The sequence below is a fragment of the Pseudomonas cichorii genome (genome assembly GCF_003700275.1).
In the GTDB taxonomy this organism is placed as follows: domain Bacteria; phylum Pseudomonadota; class Gammaproteobacteria; order Pseudomonadales; family Pseudomonadaceae; genus Aquipseudomonas; species Aquipseudomonas cichorii_B.
The window spans coordinates 96,174-116,547 of the sequence record NZ_RBRE01000051.1 but is presented as its reverse complement, the minus strand read 5'-3'; the positions used below and the strand labels follow the sequence as shown (position 1 = coordinate 116,547).

Annotated in this window: 25 protein-coding genes; 13 read left to right on the top strand and 12 right to left on the bottom strand. The window is 58.0% G+C overall.

Features of this window, described 5'->3' with window-relative positions; genetic code table 11:
• Nucleotides 1-48: 48 nt before the first annotated feature.
• A complete protein-coding gene (locus ALQ04_RS14320) occupies nt 49-537 on the bottom strand; it encodes a phosphate-starvation-inducible protein PsiE (protein ID WP_122316405.1) in 489 nt (162 codons plus the stop codon).
• 258 nt (nt 538-795) lie between these two features.
• On the opposite strand from ALQ04_RS14320, the gene ALQ04_RS14315 reads away from it, so the two are divergent.
• Nucleotides 796-1,065 (top strand): YebG family protein, encoded by a 270-nt coding sequence (locus tag ALQ04_RS14315; RefSeq protein WP_117167006.1) that lies wholly within the window; start codon nt 796-798, stop codon nt 1,063-1,065.
• A gap of 77 nt (nt 1,066-1,142) precedes the next feature.
• Here ALQ04_RS14315 and ALQ04_RS14310 read toward each other — a convergent pair whose 3' ends face one another.
• The 4 genes from ALQ04_RS14310 to ALQ04_RS14295 all read right to left on the bottom strand — a co-directional run bounded on the left by ALQ04_RS14310 (nt 1,143) and on the right by ALQ04_RS14295 (nt 5,455).
• Nucleotides 1,143-2,246: a dihydrolipoamide acetyltransferase family protein gene (locus ALQ04_RS14310; RefSeq protein WP_122316404.1), complete on the bottom strand. Its 1,104-nt coding sequence runs from the start codon at nt 2,244-2,246 to the stop codon at nt 1,143-1,145.
• Nucleotides 2,247-2,264: 18 nt separating this feature from the next.
• Nucleotides 2,265-3,251, bottom strand: coding sequence for an alpha-ketoacid dehydrogenase subunit beta (locus tag ALQ04_RS14305; protein WP_122316403.1), 987 nt, complete (start codon nt 3,249-3,251; stop codon nt 2,265-2,267).
• Nucleotides 3,241-4,338, bottom strand: coding sequence for a pyruvate dehydrogenase (acetyl-transferring) E1 component subunit alpha (gene pdhA / locus ALQ04_RS14300; protein WP_122316402.1), 1,098 nt, complete (start codon nt 4,336-4,338; stop codon nt 3,241-3,243). Before pdhA ends, ALQ04_RS14305 begins: the two co-directional genes overlap by 11 nt.
• Nucleotides 4,339-4,432: 94 nt before the next feature.
• Nucleotides 4,433-5,455, bottom strand: a complete 1,023-nt coding sequence (locus ALQ04_RS14295; protein ID WP_122316401.1) for a Glu/Leu/Phe/Val dehydrogenase dimerization domain-containing protein — start codon at nt 5,453-5,455, stop codon at nt 4,433-4,435.
• A gap of 165 nt (nt 5,456-5,620) precedes the next feature.
• On the opposite strand from ALQ04_RS14295, the gene ALQ04_RS14290 reads away from it, so the two are divergent.
• Entirely contained in the window at nt 5,621-6,424 is an 804-nt protein-coding gene (locus ALQ04_RS14290) for a SirB1 family protein (RefSeq protein WP_122316400.1), read from the top strand.
• Between the two features lie 58 nt (nt 6,425-6,482).
• On the opposite strand, the gene ALQ04_RS14285 is transcribed toward ALQ04_RS14290, so the two are convergent.
• Both ALQ04_RS14285 and ALQ04_RS14280 read right to left on the bottom strand, forming a co-directional pair.
• Nucleotides 6,483-7,019 (bottom strand): hypothetical protein, encoded by a 537-nt coding sequence (locus ALQ04_RS14285; protein ID WP_122316399.1) that lies wholly within the window; start codon nt 7,017-7,019, stop codon nt 6,483-6,485.
• A 169-nt stretch (nt 7,020-7,188) separates the two neighbouring features.
• A complete protein-coding gene (locus ALQ04_RS14280; protein ID WP_122316398.1) occupies nt 7,189-7,641 on the bottom strand; it encodes a flavodoxin in 453 nt (150 codons plus the stop codon).
• A gap of 204 nt (nt 7,642-7,845) precedes the next feature.
• Here ALQ04_RS14280 and ALQ04_RS14275 point away from each other — a divergent pair, with 204 nt between their 5' ends.
• The 5 genes from ALQ04_RS14275 (at nt 7,846) to ALQ04_RS14255 (ending at nt 10,766) form a co-directional block, all read left to right on the top strand.
• Entirely contained in the window at nt 7,846-8,451 is a 606-nt protein-coding gene (locus tag ALQ04_RS14275) for a hypothetical protein (protein WP_122316397.1), read from the top strand.
• Between the two features lie 239 nt (nt 8,452-8,690).
• Nucleotides 8,691-9,260 carry an antibiotic biosynthesis monooxygenase gene (locus tag ALQ04_RS14270; RefSeq protein WP_122316396.1) on the top strand — a complete coding sequence of 190 codons (570 nt, stop codon included), beginning with the start codon at nt 8,691-8,693 and terminating at the stop codon, nt 9,258-9,260.
• 138 nt (nt 9,261-9,398) lie between these two features.
• Entirely contained in the window at nt 9,399-10,097 is a 699-nt protein-coding gene (gene folM, locus ALQ04_RS14265) for a dihydromonapterin reductase (RefSeq protein ID WP_122316395.1), read from the top strand.
• A gap of 37 nt (nt 10,098-10,134) precedes the next feature.
• Nucleotides 10,135-10,428, top strand: a complete 294-nt coding sequence (locus tag ALQ04_RS14260) for a DUF1244 domain-containing protein (protein ID WP_122316413.1) — start codon at nt 10,135-10,137, stop codon at nt 10,426-10,428.
• On the top strand, nt 10,425-10,766 hold the full coding sequence (locus tag ALQ04_RS14255) for a HopJ type III effector protein (protein WP_122316394.1): 342 nt from the start codon (nt 10,425-10,427) through the stop codon (nt 10,764-10,766). The genes ALQ04_RS14260 and ALQ04_RS14255 overlap by 4 nt, the downstream gene beginning before the upstream one ends.
• 197 nt (nt 10,767-10,963) lie before the next feature.
• On the opposite strand, the gene trxB is transcribed toward ALQ04_RS14255, so the two are convergent.
• Nucleotides 10,964-11,926, bottom strand: a complete 963-nt coding sequence (gene trxB, locus ALQ04_RS14250) for a thioredoxin-disulfide reductase (protein WP_122316393.1) — start codon at nt 11,924-11,926, stop codon at nt 10,964-10,966.
• 140 nt (nt 11,927-12,066) lie between these two features.
• Complete coding sequence (locus tag ALQ04_RS14245) at nt 12,067-12,666, bottom strand: peroxiredoxin (protein WP_122316392.1); 600 nt, start codon at nt 12,664-12,666, stop codon at nt 12,067-12,069.
• A gap of 227 nt (nt 12,667-12,893) precedes the next feature.
• Here ALQ04_RS14245 and cysZ point away from each other — a divergent pair, with 227 nt between their 5' ends.
• From cysZ to ALQ04_RS27285, 3 genes are all read left to right on the top strand, one after another.
• Nucleotides 12,894-13,622, top strand: coding sequence for a sulfate transporter CysZ (cysZ, locus tag ALQ04_RS14240; RefSeq protein ID WP_122316391.1), 729 nt, complete (start codon nt 12,894-12,896; stop codon nt 13,620-13,622).
• A 339-nt stretch (nt 13,623-13,961) separates the two neighbouring features.
• Nucleotides 13,962-14,285 (top strand): hypothetical protein, encoded by a 324-nt coding sequence (locus ALQ04_RS14235; protein ID WP_122316390.1) that lies wholly within the window; start codon nt 13,962-13,964, stop codon nt 14,283-14,285.
• A 17-nt stretch (nt 14,286-14,302) separates the two neighbouring features.
• Nucleotides 14,303-14,806 carry a hypothetical protein gene (locus ALQ04_RS27285; protein ID WP_259645011.1) on the top strand — a complete coding sequence of 168 codons (504 nt, stop codon included), beginning with the start codon at nt 14,303-14,305 and terminating at the stop codon, nt 14,804-14,806.
• 44 nt (nt 14,807-14,850) lie between these two features.
• On the opposite strand, the gene ALQ04_RS14225 is transcribed toward ALQ04_RS27285, so the two are convergent.
• The gene (locus ALQ04_RS14225) at nt 14,851-15,270 is read right to left on the bottom strand and encodes a flagellar protein FlhE (RefSeq protein ID WP_122316389.1); all 420 of its coding nucleotides are present in this window, start codon (nt 15,268-15,270) and stop codon (nt 14,851-14,853) included.
• Nucleotides 15,271-15,563: 293 nt separating this feature from the next.
• Between ALQ04_RS14225 and ALQ04_RS14220 the strand changes: the two genes are divergently transcribed.
• On the top strand, nt 15,564-16,751 hold the full coding sequence (locus tag ALQ04_RS14220) for a glycosyltransferase family 1 protein (protein ID WP_122316388.1): 1,188 nt from the start codon (nt 15,564-15,566) through the stop codon (nt 16,749-16,751).
• Between the two features lie 36 nt (nt 16,752-16,787).
• Here the strand turns inward: ALQ04_RS14220 and ALQ04_RS14215 are convergent, their stop codons facing one another.
• Both ALQ04_RS14215 and ALQ04_RS14210 read right to left on the bottom strand, forming a co-directional pair.
• The gene (locus ALQ04_RS14215; RefSeq protein ID WP_122316387.1) at nt 16,788-17,270 is read right to left on the bottom strand and encodes a glutathione peroxidase; all 483 of its coding nucleotides are present in this window, start codon (nt 17,268-17,270) and stop codon (nt 16,788-16,790) included.
• Nucleotides 17,271-17,391: 121 nt separating this feature from the next.
• Nucleotides 17,392-17,877 (bottom strand): peptidylprolyl isomerase, encoded by a 486-nt coding sequence (locus tag ALQ04_RS14210; RefSeq protein WP_122316386.1) that lies wholly within the window; start codon nt 17,875-17,877, stop codon nt 17,392-17,394.
• Between the two features lie 13 nt (nt 17,878-17,890).
• Here ALQ04_RS14210 and ALQ04_RS14205 point away from each other — a divergent pair, with 13 nt between their 5' ends.
• Nucleotides 17,891-18,196: a DUF3565 domain-containing protein gene (locus ALQ04_RS14205; protein WP_122316411.1), complete on the top strand. Its 306-nt coding sequence runs from the start codon at nt 17,891-17,893 to the stop codon at nt 18,194-18,196.
• A gap of 66 nt (nt 18,197-18,262) precedes the next feature.
• Entirely contained in the window at nt 18,263-20,353 is a 2,091-nt protein-coding gene (gene pta, locus ALQ04_RS14200; protein ID WP_122316385.1) for a phosphate acetyltransferase, read from the top strand.
• Nucleotides 20,354-20,374: the final 21 nt, after the last annotated feature.

The window sequence follows — 20,374 nt, the reverse complement described above, 5'->3', positions numbered from 1 at the left end:
GGTCATTAGACCAGCTCAGAGCGCCCCCCCGCTCCGGCCCAAAACAATTCAAACCTCCCCCTTCTCCTGCGTCACCGCTCCTTTCACATTGCTGTAAATATCCGGAATCTTTTCCGACGGGTACTTATACGACGCATAGCGCACCACCAGAATCGAAATCGCCAGTAACAGAATGCCGCCGCACAGGTAGATGATGCCCATGTCCGGTGGGTTGTGGTGTGAGACGTCGGAGATGAGCAACCGGGTCAGCGCCGTGATGGCGACGTAGATCAGGAAGCGCACGGGCATGTGGTTGGTCTTGAAGTAAATCCCGGTCATCGCGCCCAGTTCGAGGTAGATGAACAACAGCAGGATGTCATCAATCGTGATGTTGCCTTTTTCGAGCATGCCCAGGAAGGCGACAACCGAGGCCCAGGCAGTGATGGCGCCGATGGCGAACAGTGCCAGGAAGTGGAAGCTCTCCACACACAGGTTGCCCAGCGATTCGGCCTGCGAATGCACTTTGTTCCGCATCTTTTCTGCCCATTTGTTTCCCATGACGCTTTACCTCTGAACCTGAATTTTTGCCAAGCGGATGATGCTGCATGCACATGACACTCTGCATCGCTGCGTTATTAAAGCAGGAACAGGGCCATAGGCTATGGTTGAGAGCGCGGCGGGTTGTCGCAAGGCACACCTTGAGGCAAAAAAGATGGTTTGCGGCCACTATCCAAGGGAAGCGGATTGGCTTATGCTAAACACTGTACAAAAATACAGTATTCGCTAAATTTATCGTAAAGGCATGTGAGGTGGTGAATGGCCGTCGAAGTGGTATACCGCAGCAGCCGAGATCTGGAGCGTTTGTTCATGGATAAAGCCGAAGCTGATCGTCATGACAAAATGCTTGAACTCGCTGAGTTGCTGGCAACAGTTCTGAATAAAGCCGTGCCGTCGCTGACGGAAGCCCAGGTTGAAGAAGCCGGGATCTACATGGCGAAAAACCGCGACATCTTCGCCCGCGCCTTCAAGAGCCAGCCGGATGCGTTGAATGAGTTGTTGAGTGAAACTGCGGACGAGGCCGAGTGAATCGGGGGTTCGCGAATGAATTCGCTCCTACACGGTCCGGTAGGAGCGAATTCATTCGCGAAAAAGCTACACCTCCATCATTCCGGCTTCTCCAGTTCATCCACCAGCGCCTTGAAGAACCGCGCTGCTTCGCCTCCGGTAACCGCCCGGTGATCGAAGGTGAGTGACAACGGCAGGATCGGGTGGATAACCACTTCTCCGTTCATGGCCACCGGCTCTTCACGAATGCCTCCCGCGCCGATGATCGCCACTTGTGGCGGTACGACAATGGGGCTGGCGTAACGGCCAAACAAGGTGCCGAAGTTGGACAGGGTGATGGTTGCGCCCATCATTTCCTGTGGCGGGATGGAGCGGGCCTTGACGTCGGCGCGCAAGCGGCTCATGCCTTCCTTGAGATCCGCTGCGGTGCGGTTGCCGACATCGCGCAGCACCGGCACGAACAGACCGTCGGGCGTGTCCACGGCGATGCCCAGGTCGAGGGTTTCATGCTGTTTGATCGACAGCAATTTGCCGTCGAACCAGCTATTGAGCACCGGTTCCACCTTGCAGGCTTCGGCCATGGCCTTGCCCAGACGAATCAGCGGGTCGCGGGCCTGCGCCCAGCGGTGCAGGTCGGCATCACCAAAGATCGTGACCGGCACTACTTCGGCGTGCGACTTGGCCATGTTCAGCGCCATGCTGCGCCGTACACCGCGCAAGCGTTGCCCACCAAAGCGGTCGCGTTCGACCTGGGCCGCTCGCTCGACATCGGCGCGGGTGATCATGCCGTTATTGCCTGAGCCGGTCAGGCCATTGAGTTCCACGCCCAGTTGCCGGGCCAGTTGGCGCACGGCGGGCGTGGCCTGCACGGCCAGATGTTCACGGGTCGAAGGAGCGGCGCCCACACAGAACTGATCGTCCTGGCTACCGCCGCCTTCAAGGCGTCCGACCACGGTGCCCGCATCGCCCTCGCCTTCAAAGGCCATCAACGGTTCACCCACGTGCAGGACATCGCCATCGCCGCCAAACAGCTTGGCGACCACGCCGTCATAGGGCGCAGGAATATCGACGATGGCCTTGGCGGTTTCGACCGAGACGACCAGTTGATCGGCGTGAACGGTGTCACCGGCCTTGACGTGCCACTGCACCACTTCCGCTTCTTGCAGACCTTCGCCCAGATCGGGCAGTTTGAAATATTTCATCGCAAGCCTCCTTGGGCGTCAGGCGAAATCGAGCACGGTGTCGCAGGCATGCAGAATGTCTTCCACGGCCGGGATATAGAGCTGTTCCAGCCGGTATAACGGCGGTGGAATATCCGGGGCGGTGACACGCTGGATTGGTGCCTGCAGATCCATGAACGCCCGCTCATACAAGCTGGCGGCGATTTCCGAACCGACGGCACAGGAGCGCGGCGCTTCGTGGACGATGACGCAACGTCCGGTCTTGCGCACCGAGGCTTCGAGGGTGTCGAGGTCCAGGGGTTTGACACAGGCGACATCGATGACTTCTGCGGAAACGCCCCGCTCGCCCAGCGCACTGGCGGCCTGCAGGGTTTCATACACGCTGGCGCCCCAACTGATCAGGGTAATGTCGCTGCCTTCACGCAGGGTAAAACAGCTGTCCAGCGGCAGGCGCTTGCCGTCATCGACCAGGGCTTGCGGGTTCATGCGATAAAGCCGGGTCGGCTCCAGAAAGATCACCGGGTCCGGATCGTCGATGGCCGCCAGCAACAATCCATAAGCGCGGGCGGGAGAAGAAGGAATCACCACGCGCAGGCCAGGGACGTGGGCGAACATGGCCTCGGTGCTTTCGCTGTGATGCTCGGGAGCCCGAATCCCGGCACCCATGGGCGTGCGCAGCACCATCGGGCAGGTCAGGCGTCCACGGGTGCGATTGCGGATGCGGCTGGCGTGGGAAACCAGGTGTTCCATGGCGGCATAGATAAAGCCCATGAACTGGATTTCCACCACCGGTTTCAGGCCCTGCGCGGCCATGCCGACCACCAGGCCACCGAGCATGGTTTCCGCCAGCGGCGAGTCGATCACGCGCTTGAAGCCGAAGCTGTCACGCAGGCCTTGAGTGGCGCGGAATACGCCGCCATTGACGCCGACGTCTTCGCCGAGCACCACGACGTTTTCATCTTCGGCCATGGCCCGGTGCATCGCCAGGTTCACAGCCTCCAGCAGACTGACTTTTTCATTGGCCATGATGTTCACCTCCGGTACGGCGGGCGGCACGTTCCATGAACCACTCATGCTGTTCCGCCAGCGCGGCGGGCCATTTGGCGTAGACGTGTTGCATGACCGATTCGGGGGATTGGGTGCCGGTGTTTTCAAACACTTCCACCGCACTTTGCACCAGTCGCTGGCACTCGCTGATCAGCGCCTGCTCACGCCCTTCGTCCCACACGCCCTGGCTGACCATGAACGATTGCAGGCGTTTGACCGGTTCTTCCAGCCAGGCTTGCTTGACCTCTTCCGCAGGACGGTAGCGGGTCGCATCGTCGGCGGTGGTATGGTCGCCGAGCCGGTAGCTCAGGCACTCGAGCAACACCGGGCCTTTGCCCTTGCGCGCCCGTTCGAGGGCGATCTGCATGCGATCGTAGACCGCGAGCATGTCGTTGCCATCGACCTGTTCACCGTGGAACCCGGCGCCGATGGCTTTCTGCGCCAGGGTCGGTGCACCGCACTGAATCCGGCGGGGCACGGAAATCGCCCACTGGTTGTTGTTGACGACAAACACCACCGGCAGTTGCCAGGCGCCGGCAACGTTGAGGGCTTCAAGAAAGTCGCCCTTGCTGGTCGCGCCGTCACCGCAGGTGGTGACCGCCACCCGATGCTCGCCACGGATCTTGAACGCACTGGCCACGCCGCAGGCATGCAGGGCCTGGGTCGCAATCGGCACGCACAGCGGGAAGTCCTGGGCCACGGCGGGCTCGGCATAGGCACTGCCACGCTCATCGCCGCCCCAGTAAAGAAGGATTTCTTCCATGCGTACGCCACGCATCAGTTGCACGGCGGTGTCGCGGTAATAAGGAACCAGTACGTCTTCGGGCTGCATCAGGCTGCCAATCGCAACGCCGATGGCTTCCTGGCCAAGGGTCGGCGCATAGGTGCCGATCCGGCCGGTACGTTGCAGGGCGACGGCTTTGAGGTCGAAAAGTCGGGTCAGGACCATTTGCCGGTAAAGGCGGGTCAGCAGGTTGAAATCATCGGCCCAAGGGGGAAGTTCGTCGGTCAAGCGACCGTCGGGAGCCAGATAACGGGTGTATGCAAGCTTGATCTTATTGGACATTCGCTACTCCAGTCACGCGGGGTATGCGTGGTGATCATGATTCGCGGCTTTTGGCTGCGAAGATCAGGTCGAACGGCTCCGGGATGGTGGGCCATCATTCGACATTCAACAGGCGTTCTGCCAACGCATCGGCGATACACGCGGGGGAGCGCTTTTCGGCCTGAGAATGGGCATACACCTCCGTCAATCGTAGCCCGATTCGTAAAAGATGCTCGGTAATAGCGTTTTGATTTTCTCCTCGATGTTTGAGGGCCACATAAATCAGTCCACCGGAATTGATGACGTAGTCCGGCGCATAAAGAATGCCGCGAGCTTCCAGTTGTTCCGCGACCTGCAGGCTGCTCAACTGGTTATTGGCGGCACCGGCCACTGCCGCGCAGCGCAGTTGCGCCACGCTCTGACAATTCAGGGCATTGCCCAGCGCGCAGGGCGCCAGGATGTCGCAAGGTGTGCTCATCAAGGCTTCGCAGGCAATCGGGTGAGCGCCGAACTGTTCCATTGCCCGTTGTACCCTGGTGCTGTCCAGATCGCTGACCAGCAAGTCGGCGCCTGCTGCATGCAGCCGCTCAGCCAGGGCATATCCCACGTGGCCGAGCCCCTGGATCGCGACGCGCAGGCCTTCGAGGTTATCGCTGCCCAGGCGCGCCATTGCGGTAGTACGGATTCCGGCGAACACGCCCATGGCGGTATAAGGTGAGGGATCCCCGGCTTCACTGGTGCTGGTGACATGGCGGGTGTGCATGGCAATGCAATCCATGTCTTCGCTGTTGGTGCCGCTGTCGACCGCCGTGATGTAGCGCCCGTCGAGGGTTTCGATGAAACGGCCAAAGGCCTCGAAGATTGCCGGACGACTGTAAAGATGCGATGGGCGCATGATTACCGCTTTCCCGCCGCCCAGTGGCAGACCGGCAAGCACAGCCTTGTAGCTCATGCTCCTGGCCAATTGGATAGCGTCTTCGATGGCGCTCTCTTCATCTGGATAGGTGAGGTAGCGACACCCTCCCAGAGCCGGCCCCATGCGACTGTTGTGAATGGCGATGACGGCCTTGAGGCCTGTTTGCGAATCGCAGACCAGATGAAGGGCTTCGGTACGCGACCGTTGCATGAGAGCAAACATTTAATGGTGCTCCCCGGTTCTGTTTATAAAGCGAGTATAGGCGCTACCCGAGAAAGCAGCCGACCATTCAGGCATATGCAAACGCCGCTGGACGAAAGCTGTCGGCAAGGCTAAAAGGATCGTGGTTGTGAGTGTTTAAACCAACGAGCCCACACGGAGTGGCCTATGACTCCACGACAAAATTGCCTGGCGTGCCTGCAACGCACACCACCCTCGGTGTTCGAGGCCGCACTATGGATTTCGGCTGAACATGATCCCGGTTTCCTGCCTCATCTTGTAAGCGAAGAACTCGATCAGTTGCAGCGTCAGCTCAATGCAGCGCTGCCGGTATTGCCTGCCGCCGAACTCGCCCAGCCTTTATTGCGCCAGCTCAACAGCCTGGGCTTCCAGCAGGATGACTGGAACCCTGCCAAGCCGGAATCGGCGTTGCTGCACAGAATCGTGCAACGTCGCCAGGGCCAGCCGCTGGGCCTGGCCCTGATCGCCATGGAACTGGCCCGGCGCCTGGACATTACTCTGGAGGGCGTGAACTTCCCCGGGCATTTCCTGCTGCGGGTACCGGGCGCCGATCATCTGCTTGACCCTTGCAGTGGGCGTCGGCTGTATCCCAGGGACTGCCGCGAATTGCTGATCCGCCAGTTTGGACCGGACATGCAATTGCGCGTCGAACACATGGCCCGTGCCACGCCTCTGCTCATGCTACAGCGCATGTCGCGCAATCTGCGCCATCTGCATCTGGTCAATGACGACTTCATGGCCTCGCTCAAGGATGCCGACCGGATCGTCGAACTGGGCCATGCGACCAGCAACGATCATCTGGCCCGCGCTGGCCTGTACCAGACGCTGGAATGCCCGCAGGCCGAACGCTTCGATCTGGAACACGCCCTGCTGTTGAGCACCGACCCTCTGCAACGCTTGAAAGTGATGGAAAGGCTCAATCAGTTGCCTCCTCACCGCGCCTTGCACTAATACTGCTCAAACAATCGGCTCCAGGTCACCCGGAAGGAGCCCTGCCGTATTTCGCGCTCTACAGGTTTTTTATCAATGGGGCGCGCTTGAGTTTTGTCGTTTCTACACTGGATGGGGTTGTGGCGAAGGTCTGGAGATTCTGCAGGATATGGATGGCCTTGACGTAATCGGGCAACAGTAACCTGGCGTACGGGTCGCCTATCGATGCCTTGTCCTTCATTTCGGAAATCCGTTCGGCAAAAAACTCCAGGGCATTTATTTCCTTGTCCGCATCGACAACCTTACCTTTCTTGTCGAACTCGGCTCCGGTACGGCTCAAGAGTTCGACGGTGTGATTGTCGATATAACCGCCCTGATAAAGCATCGAGCCGATTCTGCTCAGTTCCTTGGGAGCAATCTGCTCGGGATTGAAGCCCTTGAAGAGTGGCTTCATCTTGTTCCTTTCCAGCGCCACGATGCTGATAGCGCCCAGGTTGGTGCCGCTGACTTCATTCAGGATCTGGCTGATCTGCGGCGACTGTTTCCTGGTAACGGCTCTTGCAGTGGGTGCGTTTATAACAAGCTGGGGCAAGTTACCCCATATGGGCTTTGGCATGTTGAGACTCCTTGTTCAAAAAATCAGGTTCTTTTTGAATATCGGAGCCGCTGTGGATCATTTGATAGCCAGAGAAAAATCCATACCTATCCTACTTATTGAGGACTTATCTCTTACATAACAACAGGACACAGGAACCTCCATTTACAACATTCCGGTGCCCGTTTTTTTAACCCAGGTGCTTGATGAACTCTGCCAGCCAGGGCTCGGCATCGCTTTCCGGGGTGACGCTTTCGCTGGCATCCAGACGCAGCATTTCCTGGACTTCAACCGCCCCCAGCTCGGCGAACAGTTCGCGCAGTTGCTCGCCGCCGCCACAGAAGGTATCGCCATAGCTGGCATCGCCCAGACCGATCACACCGGCGGGCAGACCTCTCAGAAAGGCTGGCAGGGTATCGCGAAGCTGGGAATAGAGAGGCAGGATATTGTCGGGCAGCTCGCCCATGCCGGTGGTCGAGGTCACGGCCAGCAAGGCCTGAGGCTCGAAAGCCTGCAACTCGGCGAGGGTGATGCGCGAGTTGTACAAGGGTTCATGGCCCGCATTGCGCAGAATCGCGCCTGCATGACGGGCAACCTCTTCGGCCGATCCATAGACCGAGCCGGAAATGATAGCGACTCTCATGACAAATCCTGTGGCAGAGTAAAAGAGTCGGACATTATGCCCTATCGATCCCGGCCTTGAGTTTTGCATTTTGCCGAGTAGCCGATTCCCACCGCGCCAGCAAAATTTCTGCAAAGAAAAACCGGTAAAGTGACGAGCGGTCAGAACAGAAAAAGGAATTTATGGTCTTTTCACACATCGTCTACTAATCCGTACGAGTTAATCATGCAGCCCGACTCGATCCTCACCCAGGCTGAACTGGATTTCATCCAGAGCATGCAGCACAACCCCAGGCTCAACGTGCGTGACAGCACGCGCAGCCTGATGGTGAATGGTGGCGCTCAGATCCAGAACCTGCTGACTCGTCTGGCGGCCCATGAGCAGGTGACGATCCACGCCCAGTTTGAAGACCAGCAGATGAACTTTCCCCTGCATCTGGTCGAAGATGAGTTCCATGCCCTGCACCTGGAACTCGGCACCCCGAGCATTTATGAGGAAGGCCCGCAAACCCGCCCATGGCGCTTTATCCTGCCTGAGCCGGTTGCGCTGGAAACCGAAAGCGGCTCGCTGACTTCCCTGTGGATTCATGAGGTTTCGTTCAAGGGCGTTCTACTTGAGCAGCGCAGGCAGAGAAAACTGCCCAGGCAATTCAGCGCCTGGTTCAACCCGCCGGGCCACGCCCCGATTCCGATAAAGGGAAGCCTGGTGCGAGTGACGGAAAATGGTCTGGGCGGTTATCGACTGGACCAGGACAACAAGGAAGACGCCGAACGCCTGCTTCGCTACCTTCAGAAACAGCATCAACGCCTGCACCCCGGCATGCATCGCTGACTTGTAGCACTCTCCCCCGCTTCGCCGTTCTCCCCGCACCCGACCAACAGGGCTTGCAAGCCGCCAGCCATGCGGTCACATTCTGCGCGCCACGCGAACCGCTTCGATAACATGCTGCTGCGTGCATCAGGAACAATCCTTGCTTGTTTTAACGCGAAACTGACACAGCCCCACCACCCCGGAGCCGTGTCATGTGACTTCCCTACCCGGGAATCTCACTCGTCTATCGGAGATACACAATGTCTACCCATCCCGTCACTTTGATGGTTGCCCGTCGCGTCGCCCATGGCCGTTATCAGGAGCTCATGAACTGGCTGCACGAAGGCGAACAACTGGCTACCGACTTTCCCGGATATCTGGGCTCCGGTGTGCTCGCGCCACCTCCCGGCGATGATGAATTCCAGATCATTTTTCGTTTCACCGATGCGCAGACCATGCACGCCTGGGAGCACTCGGCCTCGCGACGCTCCTGGTTGGTGCGCGGCAGCGGCTTGTTTGCCCAGCCCTCGGAGCGCCGGGTCAGTGGAATCGATGGCTGGTTCGGAGCCGCCAACCAGCGCCCGCCACGCTGGAAACAGGCCGTAGCCATCTGGCTGGCGTTCTTTCCGGTGTCTCTGATCTTCAATTTTCTGCTGGGGCCGCTGCTCGATCATCTGGCGCTGGCGCCCCGCATCATGATCAGCACCCTGATTCTCACGCCATTGATGGTTTATCTGTTCATACCGCTGTCGACCCACTTGCTTGCCAACTGGCTGAACAAGGTTCCTGCCGCGCCAGCCACCACCGGCGAATCGGTTGGCAATCATTGAGGCTTCCACGTTTCGATGGCTTCGGGTAAACCGGTGTTTCAAGAGCTTGCCCGCACTCTTGGCCGAACTTCAGTTATGCTGGAGCCTTTGAGTCGGGCAGGTCTCATGCTCGCAAAACCTTGAAGCCAACTGCACCGCATGAATAAGACAATCCTTGTAACCGGCGCCAGCCAACGAGTCGGCCTGGAACTTGCCCTACGGTTGGCAGAAGCAGGCTATACCGTCATCAGCGCCAGCCGCACCCTGAAACAGCATTCGCCTCACCCCAATATCGTGCAGTTCCAGGCCGATCTGGGCATCGAGCAGGATCGTCTGGCACTGATCGACTACATCACCTCGAATTACGACGGTCTGCGCGCAATCATCCACAACGCTTCGCTGTGGCTGGACGATAGCCTGGAAAACCTGAACATCATGTTCAAGCTCCATGTCGAAGCGCCTTACCATCTGAATCAGGCCTTGGGGCAATTGCTGGCCAGGCCGGAAAAAGCCGACATCATCCATATCTGCGACGACACTTCGTCACGCGGCAGCAAAAGCCATATCGCCTATGCCGCCACCAAGGCCGCCCTGCAGAACATGGTGCTGTCCTTCGCCGAAAAATATGCCCCCGACATACGTGTCAACGCGATACTGCCGGGGTTGTTGATCCTCAAGCCGGACAGTGACGAAGAATATCGGCGCCAGACCCTGAAAAAGGCGCTGCTGCAATTCGAGCCCGGCGCAGAGCCCCTGATCGAAGCCGTCTTCTATCTGCTGGCTGCCCGCTACACCACAGGCAACAGCGTCGTCATCAATGGCGGCCGACACCTGAAGAAAGGCAGGTCCAGTGAATGAGTCGTCGACTCTCAACCCACCTTTGAGCGAGTCCATCATGACCGAACAACAACGTCTGGAACTTGAAGCCGCGGCCTTCCGCCGACTGGTCGCGCACCTGGACAGCCGCAAGGACGTCCAGAACATCGACCTGATGAACCTCTCCGGTTTCTGCCGCAACTGCCTGTCCAAGTGGTACAAGGCCGCCGCCGACGAGAGACAGATCGAGGTCAGCCTCGACGATGCCCGCGAAGTGGTTTACGGCATGCCGTACAACGAGTGGAAAGCCCAATACCAGAAAGAAACCAGCGCCGAACAGAAAGCGGCGTTCGACAAAGGAAACCAGGCATGACTGATCTGAATACCCTGCGCACCAGCCTCAAGAGCGGCGAACACGCTTTTGCCGATACCCTCGCCTTCATCGCGGCGGGTTATGACTACCAGCCTCAGGCGTTCCGCAATGGCAGCGTCGAAAATGCCGCAGGCCAGAACGAAGGCTCGTGCAAGACCCTGGGCCTGGCGTTGCTGGAAGGTTTGAGCGACGAAGAAGCCTTGCTGGCTTTCGGAGAGCATTACCGCTCGGTACAGGCGACGCCGGAAGGCAGCGACCACGGCAATATCCGGGCATTGATCGCCCATGGCCTGGCCGGTGTGAAGTTTGAAGGCGAGCCGTTGAAGCCTAAGGGCTGATTGGTTTTTCGCACATTTCAAATGACTGTAGGAGCGAATTCATTCGCGAAGAGGCCGGTACATGCGCAAGTAATGCATCGTCCGGTATACCGTCTTCGCGGATAAATCCGCTCCCACAGAATTTCGCTCGGTAGGAGCAATTCATTCGCGAAGAGGCGGATGAATCCGCTCCCACAGAGCGGGAGCGGAAGCCTGGATCAGAACGAAACGTTCGCCAGCCCATCCAGATAACGCTCGACGTCCAGTGCTGCCATGCAGCCCGCACCGGCAGAGGTGATTGCCTGACGATAAACGTGGTCAGCCACATCGCCCGCTGCAAACACACCTTCCACGCTGGTCGCAGTGGCATTGCCTTCACGGCCACCCTGCACAACCATGTAGCCGTCTTTCAAAGCCAGTTGCCCTTCAAACAGCGAAGTGTTCGGCGTGTGGCCAATCGCGATGAACACACCATCGACTTTCAGCTCGGCACTGGAACCGTCGTTGTTCTTCAGACGCGCACCGGTGACACCCATGTTGTCGCCCAGCACTTCATCCAGAGTCGCGTTCAGCTTGAGTTCGATCTTGCCTTCGGCAACACGGGCGTGCAGCTTGTCGATCAGGATCTTCTCGGCGCGGAACGTCTCGCGGCGGTGAACCAGGGTCACCTTGCTGGCGATATTGGCCAGGTACAGCGCTTCTTCAACAGCCGTGTTGCCACCACCGACTACCGCGACCTCACGGTTGCGATAGAAGAAACCATCGCAGGTCGCGCAGGCAGAAACGCCCTTGCCCATGAACGCTTCTTCGGACGGCAGACCCAGGTAACGGGCGCTGGCGCCGGTAGCGATGATCAGCGCGTCGCAGGTGTAGGTCGCGCTGTCACCGGTGAGGCTGAAAGGCTTGTTTGCCAGATCCACAGCGTTGATGTGGTCGAAAACGATTTCGGTTTCAAAACGCTCGGCGTGCTCACGCATCCGCTCCATCAGCGCAGGACCGGTCAGGCCATGGGGATCGCCCGGCCAGTTATCGACTTCGGTGGTGGTGGTCAATTGACCGCCAGCCTGCATGCCGGTGATCAGCAAGGGCTTGAGGTTGGCGCGTGCGGCATAGACCGCTGCGCTGTAACCGGCAGGGCCGGAGCCGAGAATAATCACTCGGGAATGACGTACGTCGGACATGACACACTCCTATCGACCGGCCGTTTGTGCCGCGGTCGGAACGGCTGGATAAAAAAGGACTGCCGAAGCACTTGGGGAAGCGCTCTGTAACTCGGCAATCCTGAAAGTTCTGAAGCTGCGGCCGGAGCCGCAGCGACGTATTACAAGCTCTTGGCGTTCGAGGCCAGGTAATCGGCAACGCCCTGAGCGTCAGCCTTCATGCCTTTCTGGCCAGGACGCCAGCCAGCCGGGCAGACTTCACCGTTCTCTTCGGTGAACTGCAAGGCTTCGACCAGACGCACCATGTCGTCCACGTCACGGCCCAGTGGCAGGTTGTTGACCACTTGATGCTGTACCACGCCAGCCTTGTCGATCAGGAACGAAGCACGCAGGGCAACGCCCGCGTCGTGCTCGATACCGTAGGCACGGGTGATCTCATGCTTGACGTCGGCAACCATGGTGAACTCGACCTCACCAATACCGCCTTTCTCGACTGGAGTACTGCGCCATGCGTAGTGAGTGAATTGCGAGTCGATGGACACACCGACCACTTCCACACCCAGTTCGCGGAATTTGGCGATACGGTTATTGTGGGCAATGATTTCAGAAGGGCAAACGAAGGTGAAATCCAGAGGCCAGAAAAACAGGACCACATATTTACCGCGCAGCGAGGACAGCTTGAAGCTGTCGACGATCGAACCGTCGCCCAGTACAGCAGCCGCGTCAAAATCCGGGGCTGCCTTGTTTACCAGTACGCTCATTGATGACTCCATCAAAAGTTGAAAAGGATAGGTCAATAAAGTGCTGCAAAGCCTATCGGGGTGAGGAAGGGTAAGGAAATATCGATTCACAATCCACCTCATAGGCCACTTCTATGCACAACTGTGCTGCGGCGGCTGTGCAATGCTGCTGATTGCACCCTCAACAACTCTTTCAAGCGCCCCGCAAAGCCGGTAAGGTCGGGCGTTTTCCTTTTTCGGAGGCTGCCATGCCCGCCCCTGCCCTGACAGGCCCGCAATACCTGAGTGAAGGCCTGAAACTGATCCTCAGTCCCGGCCTGCGCCTGTTCGTCCTGCTGCCGCTGAGCATCAACCTGATACTGTTCGGCGGCATGGTCTACCTGGCCATGCATCAGTTCGGCATCTGGGTCGATGCCTTCATGCCGAGCCTGCCGCACTGGCTGAGTTTCCTGAGCTATATCCTCTGGCCGCTGTTCGTGGTGCTGGTCCTGCTGATGGTGTTTTTTACCTTCACCATGATCGCCAACATCATCGCTGCGCCGTTCAATGGCTTTCTATCGGAAAAGGTCGAGGCCGTGATTCGTGGAAAGGACACATCGCCCGATTTCAGCTGGGCCGAACTGGCCGCCATGATCCCACGCACCATGGCCCGCGAGGCGCGCAAGCTGGGTTACATGCTGCCGCGCATCATCGGGCTGTTCATTCTGTCGTTTATTCCGGTGGTCAACCTGATCGCTGCTCCGCTCTGGCTGCTGTTCGGGATCTGGATGATGGCTATCCAGTACATCGATTACCCGGCGGATAACCACAAACTGGGCTGGAACGAAATGCTCGACTGGCTGAAAAGCAAACGCTGGCAGAGCCTGAGTTTCGGCGGCATCGTTTATCTGGCATTGCTGGTACCGATGCTCAATATCGTGATGATGCCGGCAGCGGTGGCCGGGGCGACGTTGTTCTGGGTGAGGGAACGCGGCTGATTCGAGAGAAGCGCGCGTAGCCTGTCAGACCCCGGTCGCGGGCAAGCGCGCTCCTACAAGGTGGTAACTTGAAAAAATCAAACAACTAAAAGAAGCATCCTACATAATAAAAAGAATAGCCTTTTACTTCCTACCCAATATCCAAATACCGCCCTGGCAATATATTACCGCTACAGGCAACACCTTGCCGACACGCCTACAAAAAGCAACGTGTAGGAATATTATGTAGGACACTTACCAAACACCAGAAAATACTGGATATAAAATTTCACCGCAAACAGAACACAATAATTGGCACCCTCTTTGCTCTCCTGTAATAAACACACAGGAGGCAACACCATGGAAGTCAAAACAAAAACTGCCGCTGCACAAAGCACTTATAAACCTGCCGCATTGGAAAGAATCCCAGAACCGCGCACCAACCGTTTTGCCCAGGTTTTCAGTGAGGTCAAAAAAGCAACATCAGGCCCAGGAACCGCCATCATTCCCTTAGCCGCAACGCTGACTCGTCTGGTGCAACCGCGCTCCACCTTCTTCATGCAGAACATGAGCCCGGAGCAAAGGAAATCGGCAGTCAACGACAAGGACTTCGAGCCACAGCCTGCTGCTCTGGAAAGAGTGACGAGCCAGCGGAGCTGTCAAATCAAGCAAGATGCTATTTAGGCTGAACGGAGTCGGAAATGCAAACTCATACCAATTCGCCATTTATCAATGTCACAAGCATGGGGGCGCGATCAAAAATCACAGCCACTGCGCAAACCGAAGAAGGGATGTCGTTCAGGCAAGTATTGAATGCGGCTCAGGGCAAGGATTCGGCAATCAGCCAGGGAAGAAGAGATACGTTTCCCAGGGGGTCAACATTTCGCTCTGAACTTCTTGAAGAGGCGAACAATGACCCGCTTCAAGCAGCAAAGATGGCGCATGACTACGCTTATAACTCGTTGGTGTTTGAGTTGTTGGATGTCACTGACTACCCAATCATCCGCTATACCACAACCGGCCAGATAGTCACTGACGAAACAAAACTGTACTTTGCAAAAACGATGTCTTCGGTACAAAAGCTTCGTGGAAAACTCTACGAAACAGAGCTTTTGAAAGGTACACCACCTGCGAAAATTCTGGAGAAAATCCTGGATTTCAATGACAGCCTTCCTCAGAAGTTCAAAGACATGGCCCATTGGTAGAAAGAGCAAGCTATCCCCCTCTCGAATTGAGAGGGGGATAGCCGTTACCAATCTACGGTGATACGACCAAATTGTCCGGCCACAGGAACAGTGCCGGCACCACTCACTTTGATTGAATAATAAAAACATCTATTGGCAAGCTGGCCTCTAAAAACCTGAGTAGAGCCAACACGCATACGAGAAATATCAATGCAGTTATTGGCTTGGCACAATTCAACCTCCAGCCCTCGCGGCCATCCCGTCACATTCCAGTTCCAACTGACATTCTTGATCCACGCACCTTCTGGGGGTGCTCCGCGCAATGGAATATTGGCGGTATAGAGATATCCGCGCGAATGAACCGTTGGTAAATTTACCGAGGATTGATAGCTACCAGCCATAGCCATTTCTGAATACCCTGAAAACGCCAGCACAATTCCCGAGGCCGAGCGAATCCACTTCGACTTTTTATAGTCAAATTTCATTTCATGCTTCCTTACTGTGTCTGGTCAGAAAAACAATTCCGGCGTCTCCGGCTTTGTCTTCACCTATCGATTGGAAACTCGATAGCCTGACGTTATTCAGAAAGCACTCGACCTCAACACTCGTTTGAGCACAGCAGGCACTTAAAGAAAAAACCTACAGCCTTATCAGATAAAAACTCCGATTTTTTAAAACAATAAAAATCAGTTATTTGGCAGCCCTTGAAAATCTCACAGTCACAAATCCATCACCCAACAGCCACATAACAGACATGCAACGAGCCGAGACTGTTCCCATGAGCAAAATTCTGCATGTCACTCTTATCACTGAAACCTTCACTCCCGAGATCAATGGTGTTGCCAATACCTTGGGGCGGCTTTGTGACGGGTTGCGTTTGCGCGGCCATCGGGTCGAGCTGATTCGGCCGCGTCAGAGTGAAGAAGCCGGCTTTACCGCCGCCGACGATCTGATGCTGTGCCGGGGCTGGCCGATACCCGGTTATCCGGGCCTGCAATGGGGTCAGTCTTCGATGCACAAGTTGCTGCGCCGCTGGCAGCGGCATCGGCCGGATGTGTTGTATATCGCCACGGAAGGCCCGCTGGGCCTTTCGGCGCTGCGGGCGGCCAGGCGGCTGGGGATTGCGGTGATCAGTGGCTTTCACACCAACTTCCCGCAATACACGCAGCAATACGGCATGGGCTTCATTACCCGCTTGCTGACCCATTACCTGCGCTGGTTTCACAATCGTTCGCGCATGACGCTGGTGCCCAGCATCAGTCAGAAGGTAGAGCTGGAGCGACGCGGTTTCGAGCGGATAGAGCTGTTGTCCCGCGGCGTGGACAGCCAATTGTTTCATCCGTCCAGACGTTCGCAGGCGCTTCGTGAAAGCTGGGGACTACAAACCGGTGACAGCGCGATCATGCATGTCGGCAGGCTGGCACCGGAGAAGAATCTGAGCCTGCTCAAAAACAGCTTTGAAGCGCTGAAAGAGAGCTACCCGCGACGCAATCTGAAACTGATCGTGGTTGGCGACGGACCGCAACGTGCCGCTCTGGAACAGCAGATCCCCGATGCGATTTTCTGCGGCACGCAACGCGGCGAAGCGCTTGCCACGCATTACGCATCCGGTGATCTGTTCCTGTTTCCCAGCCTGACCGAAACGTTCGGCAATGTCGTGCTGGAGGCATTGGCTTCAGGGCTTGGCGTGGTTGCCTATGATGAAGCGGCTGCCGGGCAGCATATTCGTCATGGTCACAATGGCGCGCTGGCCATGCCGGGCGATGAGGAAGCCTTCATCGATGCCGCCCGCTGGCTGCTGGAAGACAGTGAGGCATTGCGCAGGGTACGCCTGAATGCACGCAAGCATGCCAGCCGTCAGGGTTGGCCGGCGATCATCGATCAGTTCGAGCAGCAGTTGTTCAGCGCCTGTCCCGCCAACGATGCCGAGGCCAGGGAGCAGGCCGTCAAGTCCGTTTCAGGTTGAAAGCCGGGCTGGCGCGATGCCGCCCGGCAGACAGCATCAAGCCAGGGCTTTTTCGATAGCCTGGATGACCGCAGGATCATCCGGCGCCATGCGTGGCGAGAAACGGGCGATCACCCCGCCATTGCGACCGACCAGAAACTTCTCGAAGTTCCAGGTGATGTCGCCAGGAAACTCGGCACCCTCGCCGGCCAGCAAGCGATACAACGGATGGCGATGCGCCCCGTTGACCTCAAGCTTTTCCCCCAGCGCAAAGGTCACGCCGTAATTGAGTTCACAGAACGCCTGGATTTCCTGCTCGGAGCCTGGCTCCTGGCCGGCAAACTGATTGCAAGGCAGGCCCAGAATGCTGAAGCCTCTGTCCTTGTACTGCTGATAAAGGCTTTCAAGCGCGGCATATTGCGGTGTGAGCCCGCATTTCGAGGCCACGTTGACCACCAGAACCACTTTGTTCTTGAAAGGCGCCAGAGGCAGTTCCTGCCCGTTCAGCGCCTTCAGTGTGATGTCGTGAAAAGCACTCATGAAATTCTTCCCCCTGAAGCCGAGCGAAGCAAAAAGGCGCTGTGGCAGACTGCGCAACGAAAGTCGTCATCGCAGAACAGCCAGAGCGCCTTTGTCAGTTACCTGAGCTTAGCAGCACAAATCAGTGCTGATGGCCGCCTTCGCCATGAATGTGGCCATGAGCCAGTTCTTCTTGGCTGGCATCGCGGATGCTGACGATCTTGACTTCGAAATTCAGACGCTGACCCGCCAGCGGGTGGTTGCCGTCAACGGTGACATCGTCGCCGTCCAGGTCGCGAATGGTCACGATCTGCATGCTGCCGTCCGGGCCGGAAGCGTGGAACTGCATGCCGACTTCCAGTTCGTCGACACCCTCGAACATGCTGCGGCTCAGGGTGCTGACCAGCTCGGCGGAGTATTCGCCGTAGGCATCTTCCGGCTCGATGGATACTTTCAGCTCGTCGCCGACGTCTTTGCCGACCAGAGCCTTTTCCAGGCCCGGAATGATGTTGCCGGCGCCCTGCAGGTAGACCAGCGGAGCACCGCCGGCCGAACTGTCGATGACCTCACCAGCGTCGTTGGTCAGGGTATAGTCAATAGAGACAGCCTTGTTGGCGGCGATCGGCATGGGGCAGGACCTTTTGCTTAAGATTGAAGAACGAGCAAGTTTAACCAAGCCATCGCTCGAAAGCGAACGCAACTCTGACAGACGGCCCGCATTGGAAAACTCAACGGTTATTGACTTCAGGCAGGACGAAGACGGCCACTGGGTCGCGGTGTTGTCCTGCGGCCACACCCAGCACCTGCGCCACCAGCCGCCATGGCAATCGCGGGCCTGGGTGCTGGACGCAGAGAAACGGCAACAAAAAATAGGTCAAGGCTTTCACTGTGGCTGGTGTGCGAAGTCATCAGATAACGATAGTCTTGGCGCCGAGGAGTTGCGTTAGACACCTCCCGGATTTTTCTGGCGGCATTTCATCGCGGCCATTGCACTGCTCAATCGAGAAGCCAGTATGCAGACGTTTTTTATCTCCCCCACAGATTTTGGTGTGGGTTTGACATCCATCAGCCTGGGGCTGGTCCGTACCCTTGAACGCGCCGGCCTGAAGGTCGGTTTCTTCAAGCCGATCGCCCAACCGCATCCGGGCGACCTCGGCCCTGAACGCTCCACCGAACTGGTGGCACGCACACACGGCCTCAAGCCACCCAAGCCCCTGGGGCTGGCGCATGTTGAACGCATGCTCGGCGATGGCCAGCTCGATGAGCTGCTGGAAGAAATCATCAGCCTTTATCAGCAGGCGGCAGTGGGCAAGGATGTGCTGATTGTCGAAGGCATGGTCCCGACCCGCAGCGCCAGCTATGCCGCACGGGTCAACCTGCACCTGGCCAAGAGCCTGGATGCCGAAGTGATTCTGGTGTCCGCCCCGGAAAACGAAGTGCTCACCGAGCTTTCGGGACGGGTCGAGTTGCAGGCGCAACTGTTCGGCGGGCCGAAAGACCCGAAAGTGCTGGGTGTGATCCTCAACAAGGTGCGCACCGAAGAGAGCATGGAGGTTTTCGCCGCGCGCCTGAAGGAACATTCCCCGCTGCTGCGCAGTGGCGATTTCCGCCTGCTGGGCTGTATTCCGTTTCAGGCCGAGCTGAATGCGCCGCGCACCCGAGATGTCGCCGAATTGCTCGGCGCGCAGGTCCTCAATGCAGGGGACTACGAACAGCGGCGCATGTCGAAGATCATCATTTGCGCCCGCACCGTGCTCAACACCGTGCCGCTGCTCAAACCCGGGGTTCTGGTGGTGACACCGGGCGACCGCGACGACATCATCCTGGCGGTCAGTCTGGCGGCCATGAATGGCGTGCCGCTGGCCGGGCTGTTGCTGACCAGCGACACCGTGCCCGATCCGCGCATCATGGAGCTGTGCCGTGGCGCTCTGCAGGCGGGCCTGCCGGTGCTGTCGGTCAGCAGCGGCTCCTACGACACCGCCACGCGCCTGAATCAGTTGAACAAGGAAATCCCCATCGATGACCGCGAGCGGGCGGAAATCATCACCGATTTCGTCGCCGGCCACCTGGACGCCGCCTGGCTGCATCAACGTTGCGGCACGCCAAGAGAGCTGCGCCTTTCACCAGCGGTGTTCCGCTACCAGTTGATCCAGCGCGCCCAGGCCGCCAACAAGCGTATCGTCCTGCCTGAAGGCAACGAGCCGTTGACCATCCAGGCGGCGGCGATCTGCCAGGCCCGCGGCATTGCCCGTTGCGTGCTGCTGGCCAAACCCGAAGAAGTACTGGCGGTTGCCCAGGCACATGGCATCGAATTGCCGCCGGGGCTGGAAATTCTCGATCCGGACCTGATTCGCGAGCGCTACGTCGCGCCGATGGTCGAGTTGCGCAAGAACAAAAGCCTCAACGCGCCGATGGCCGAGCAGCAACTGGAAGACCCGGTAGTGATCGGCACCGTGATGCTGGCGCTGGATGAAGTCGACGGGCTGGTATCCGGCGTTGTGCACTCCACCGCCAATACCATTCGCCCGGCCTTGCAACTGATCAAGACCGCGCCCGGCTGTACGCTGGTTTCGTCGGTGTTCTTCATGTTGTTTCCCGAGCAGGTGCTGGTCTACGGCGACTGCATCATGAACCCGCATCCAAGCGCCAGCGAACTGGCCGAGATTGCCTTGCAGAGCGCTGACTCCGCCGTCGCTTTCGGTATTGCCCCACGGGTGGCGATGATCAGTTACTCCAGCGGCAACTCCGCCAGCGGCGAGGAAGTGGAAAAGGTTCGCGAAGCCACCCAACTGGCCCGTGAAACCCAGCGCGGCCTGCAGATCGATGGCCCGCTGCAGTATGATGCCGCCGCCAACGAGGATGTCGCTCGCCAGTTGGCACCAGACAGCCCGGTCGCAGGACGCGCCACGGTATTCGTGTTCCCGGACCTGAATACCGGCAATACCACGTACAAGGCCGTACAACGCAGCGCTGACTGTGTGAGCCTGGGCCCGATGCTGCAAGGCTTGCGCAAGCCGGTAAACGACTTGCCACGCGGCGCTCAGGTCGACGACATCGTCTACACCATCGCCTTGACCGCGATTCAGGCAGACACACTTTCCTGATAAATCTACCGATGCCGTTGT

Bases quoted from the DNA above. Each gene is read 5' to 3' on its own strand.
- ALQ04_RS14320 (WP_122316405.1), bottom strand. From the start codon at position 537: ATGGGAAACAAATGGGCAGAAAAGATGCGGAACAAAGTGCATTCGCAG.
- ALQ04_RS14315 (WP_117167006.1), top strand. From the start codon at position 796: ATGGCCGTCGAAGTGGTATACCGCAGCAGCCGAGATCTGGAGCGTTTG.
- ALQ04_RS14310 (WP_122316404.1), bottom strand. From the start codon at position 2,246: ATGAAATATTTCAAACTGCCCGATCTGGGCGAAGGTCTGCAAGAAGCG.
- ALQ04_RS14305 (WP_122316403.1), bottom strand. From the start codon at position 3,251: ATGGCCAATGAAAAAGTCAGTCTGCTGGAGGCTGTGAACCTGGCGATG.
- pdhA (WP_122316402.1), bottom strand. From the start codon at position 4,338: ATGTCCAATAAGATCAAGCTTGCATACACCCGTTATCTGGCTCCCGAC.
- ALQ04_RS14295 (WP_122316401.1), bottom strand. From the start codon at position 5,455: ATGTTTGCTCTCATGCAACGGTCGCGTACCGAAGCCCTTCATCTGGTC.
- ALQ04_RS14290 (WP_122316400.1), top strand. From the start codon at position 5,621: ATGACTCCACGACAAAATTGCCTGGCGTGCCTGCAACGCACACCACCC.
- ALQ04_RS14285 (WP_122316399.1), bottom strand. From the start codon at position 7,019: ATGCCAAAGCCCATATGGGGTAACTTGCCCCAGCTTGTTATAAACGCA.
- ALQ04_RS14280 (WP_122316398.1), bottom strand. From the start codon at position 7,641: ATGAGAGTCGCTATCATTTCCGGCTCGGTCTATGGATCGGCCGAAGAG.
- ALQ04_RS14275 (WP_122316397.1), top strand. From the start codon at position 7,846: ATGCAGCCCGACTCGATCCTCACCCAGGCTGAACTGGATTTCATCCAG.
- ALQ04_RS14270 (WP_122316396.1), top strand. From the start codon at position 8,691: ATGTCTACCCATCCCGTCACTTTGATGGTTGCCCGTCGCGTCGCCCAT.
- folM (WP_122316395.1), top strand. From the start codon at position 9,399: ATGAATAAGACAATCCTTGTAACCGGCGCCAGCCAACGAGTCGGCCTG.
- ALQ04_RS14260 (WP_122316413.1), top strand. From the start codon at position 10,135: ATGACCGAACAACAACGTCTGGAACTTGAAGCCGCGGCCTTCCGCCGA.
- ALQ04_RS14255 (WP_122316394.1), top strand. From the start codon at position 10,425: ATGACTGATCTGAATACCCTGCGCACCAGCCTCAAGAGCGGCGAACAC.
- trxB (WP_122316393.1), bottom strand. From the start codon at position 11,926: ATGTCCGACGTACGTCATTCCCGAGTGATTATTCTCGGCTCCGGCCCT.
- ALQ04_RS14245 (WP_122316392.1), bottom strand. From the start codon at position 12,666: ATGAGCGTACTGGTAAACAAGGCAGCCCCGGATTTTGACGCGGCTGCT.
- cysZ (WP_122316391.1), top strand. From the start codon at position 12,894: ATGCCCGCCCCTGCCCTGACAGGCCCGCAATACCTGAGTGAAGGCCTG.
- ALQ04_RS14235 (WP_122316390.1), top strand. From the start codon at position 13,962: ATGGAAGTCAAAACAAAAACTGCCGCTGCACAAAGCACTTATAAACCT.
- ALQ04_RS27285 (WP_259645011.1), top strand. From the start codon at position 14,303: ATGCAAACTCATACCAATTCGCCATTTATCAATGTCACAAGCATGGGG.
- ALQ04_RS14225 (WP_122316389.1), bottom strand. From the start codon at position 15,270: ATGAAATTTGACTATAAAAAGTCGAAGTGGATTCGCTCGGCCTCGGGA.
- ALQ04_RS14220 (WP_122316388.1), top strand. From the start codon at position 15,564: ATGAGCAAAATTCTGCATGTCACTCTTATCACTGAAACCTTCACTCCC.
- ALQ04_RS14215 (WP_122316387.1), bottom strand. From the start codon at position 17,270: ATGAGTGCTTTTCACGACATCACACTGAAGGCGCTGAACGGGCAGGAA.
- ALQ04_RS14210 (WP_122316386.1), bottom strand. From the start codon at position 17,877: ATGCCGATCGCCGCCAACAAGGCTGTCTCTATTGACTATACCCTGACC.
- pta (WP_122316385.1), top strand. From the start codon at position 18,263: ATGCAGACGTTTTTTATCTCCCCCACAGATTTTGGTGTGGGTTTGACA.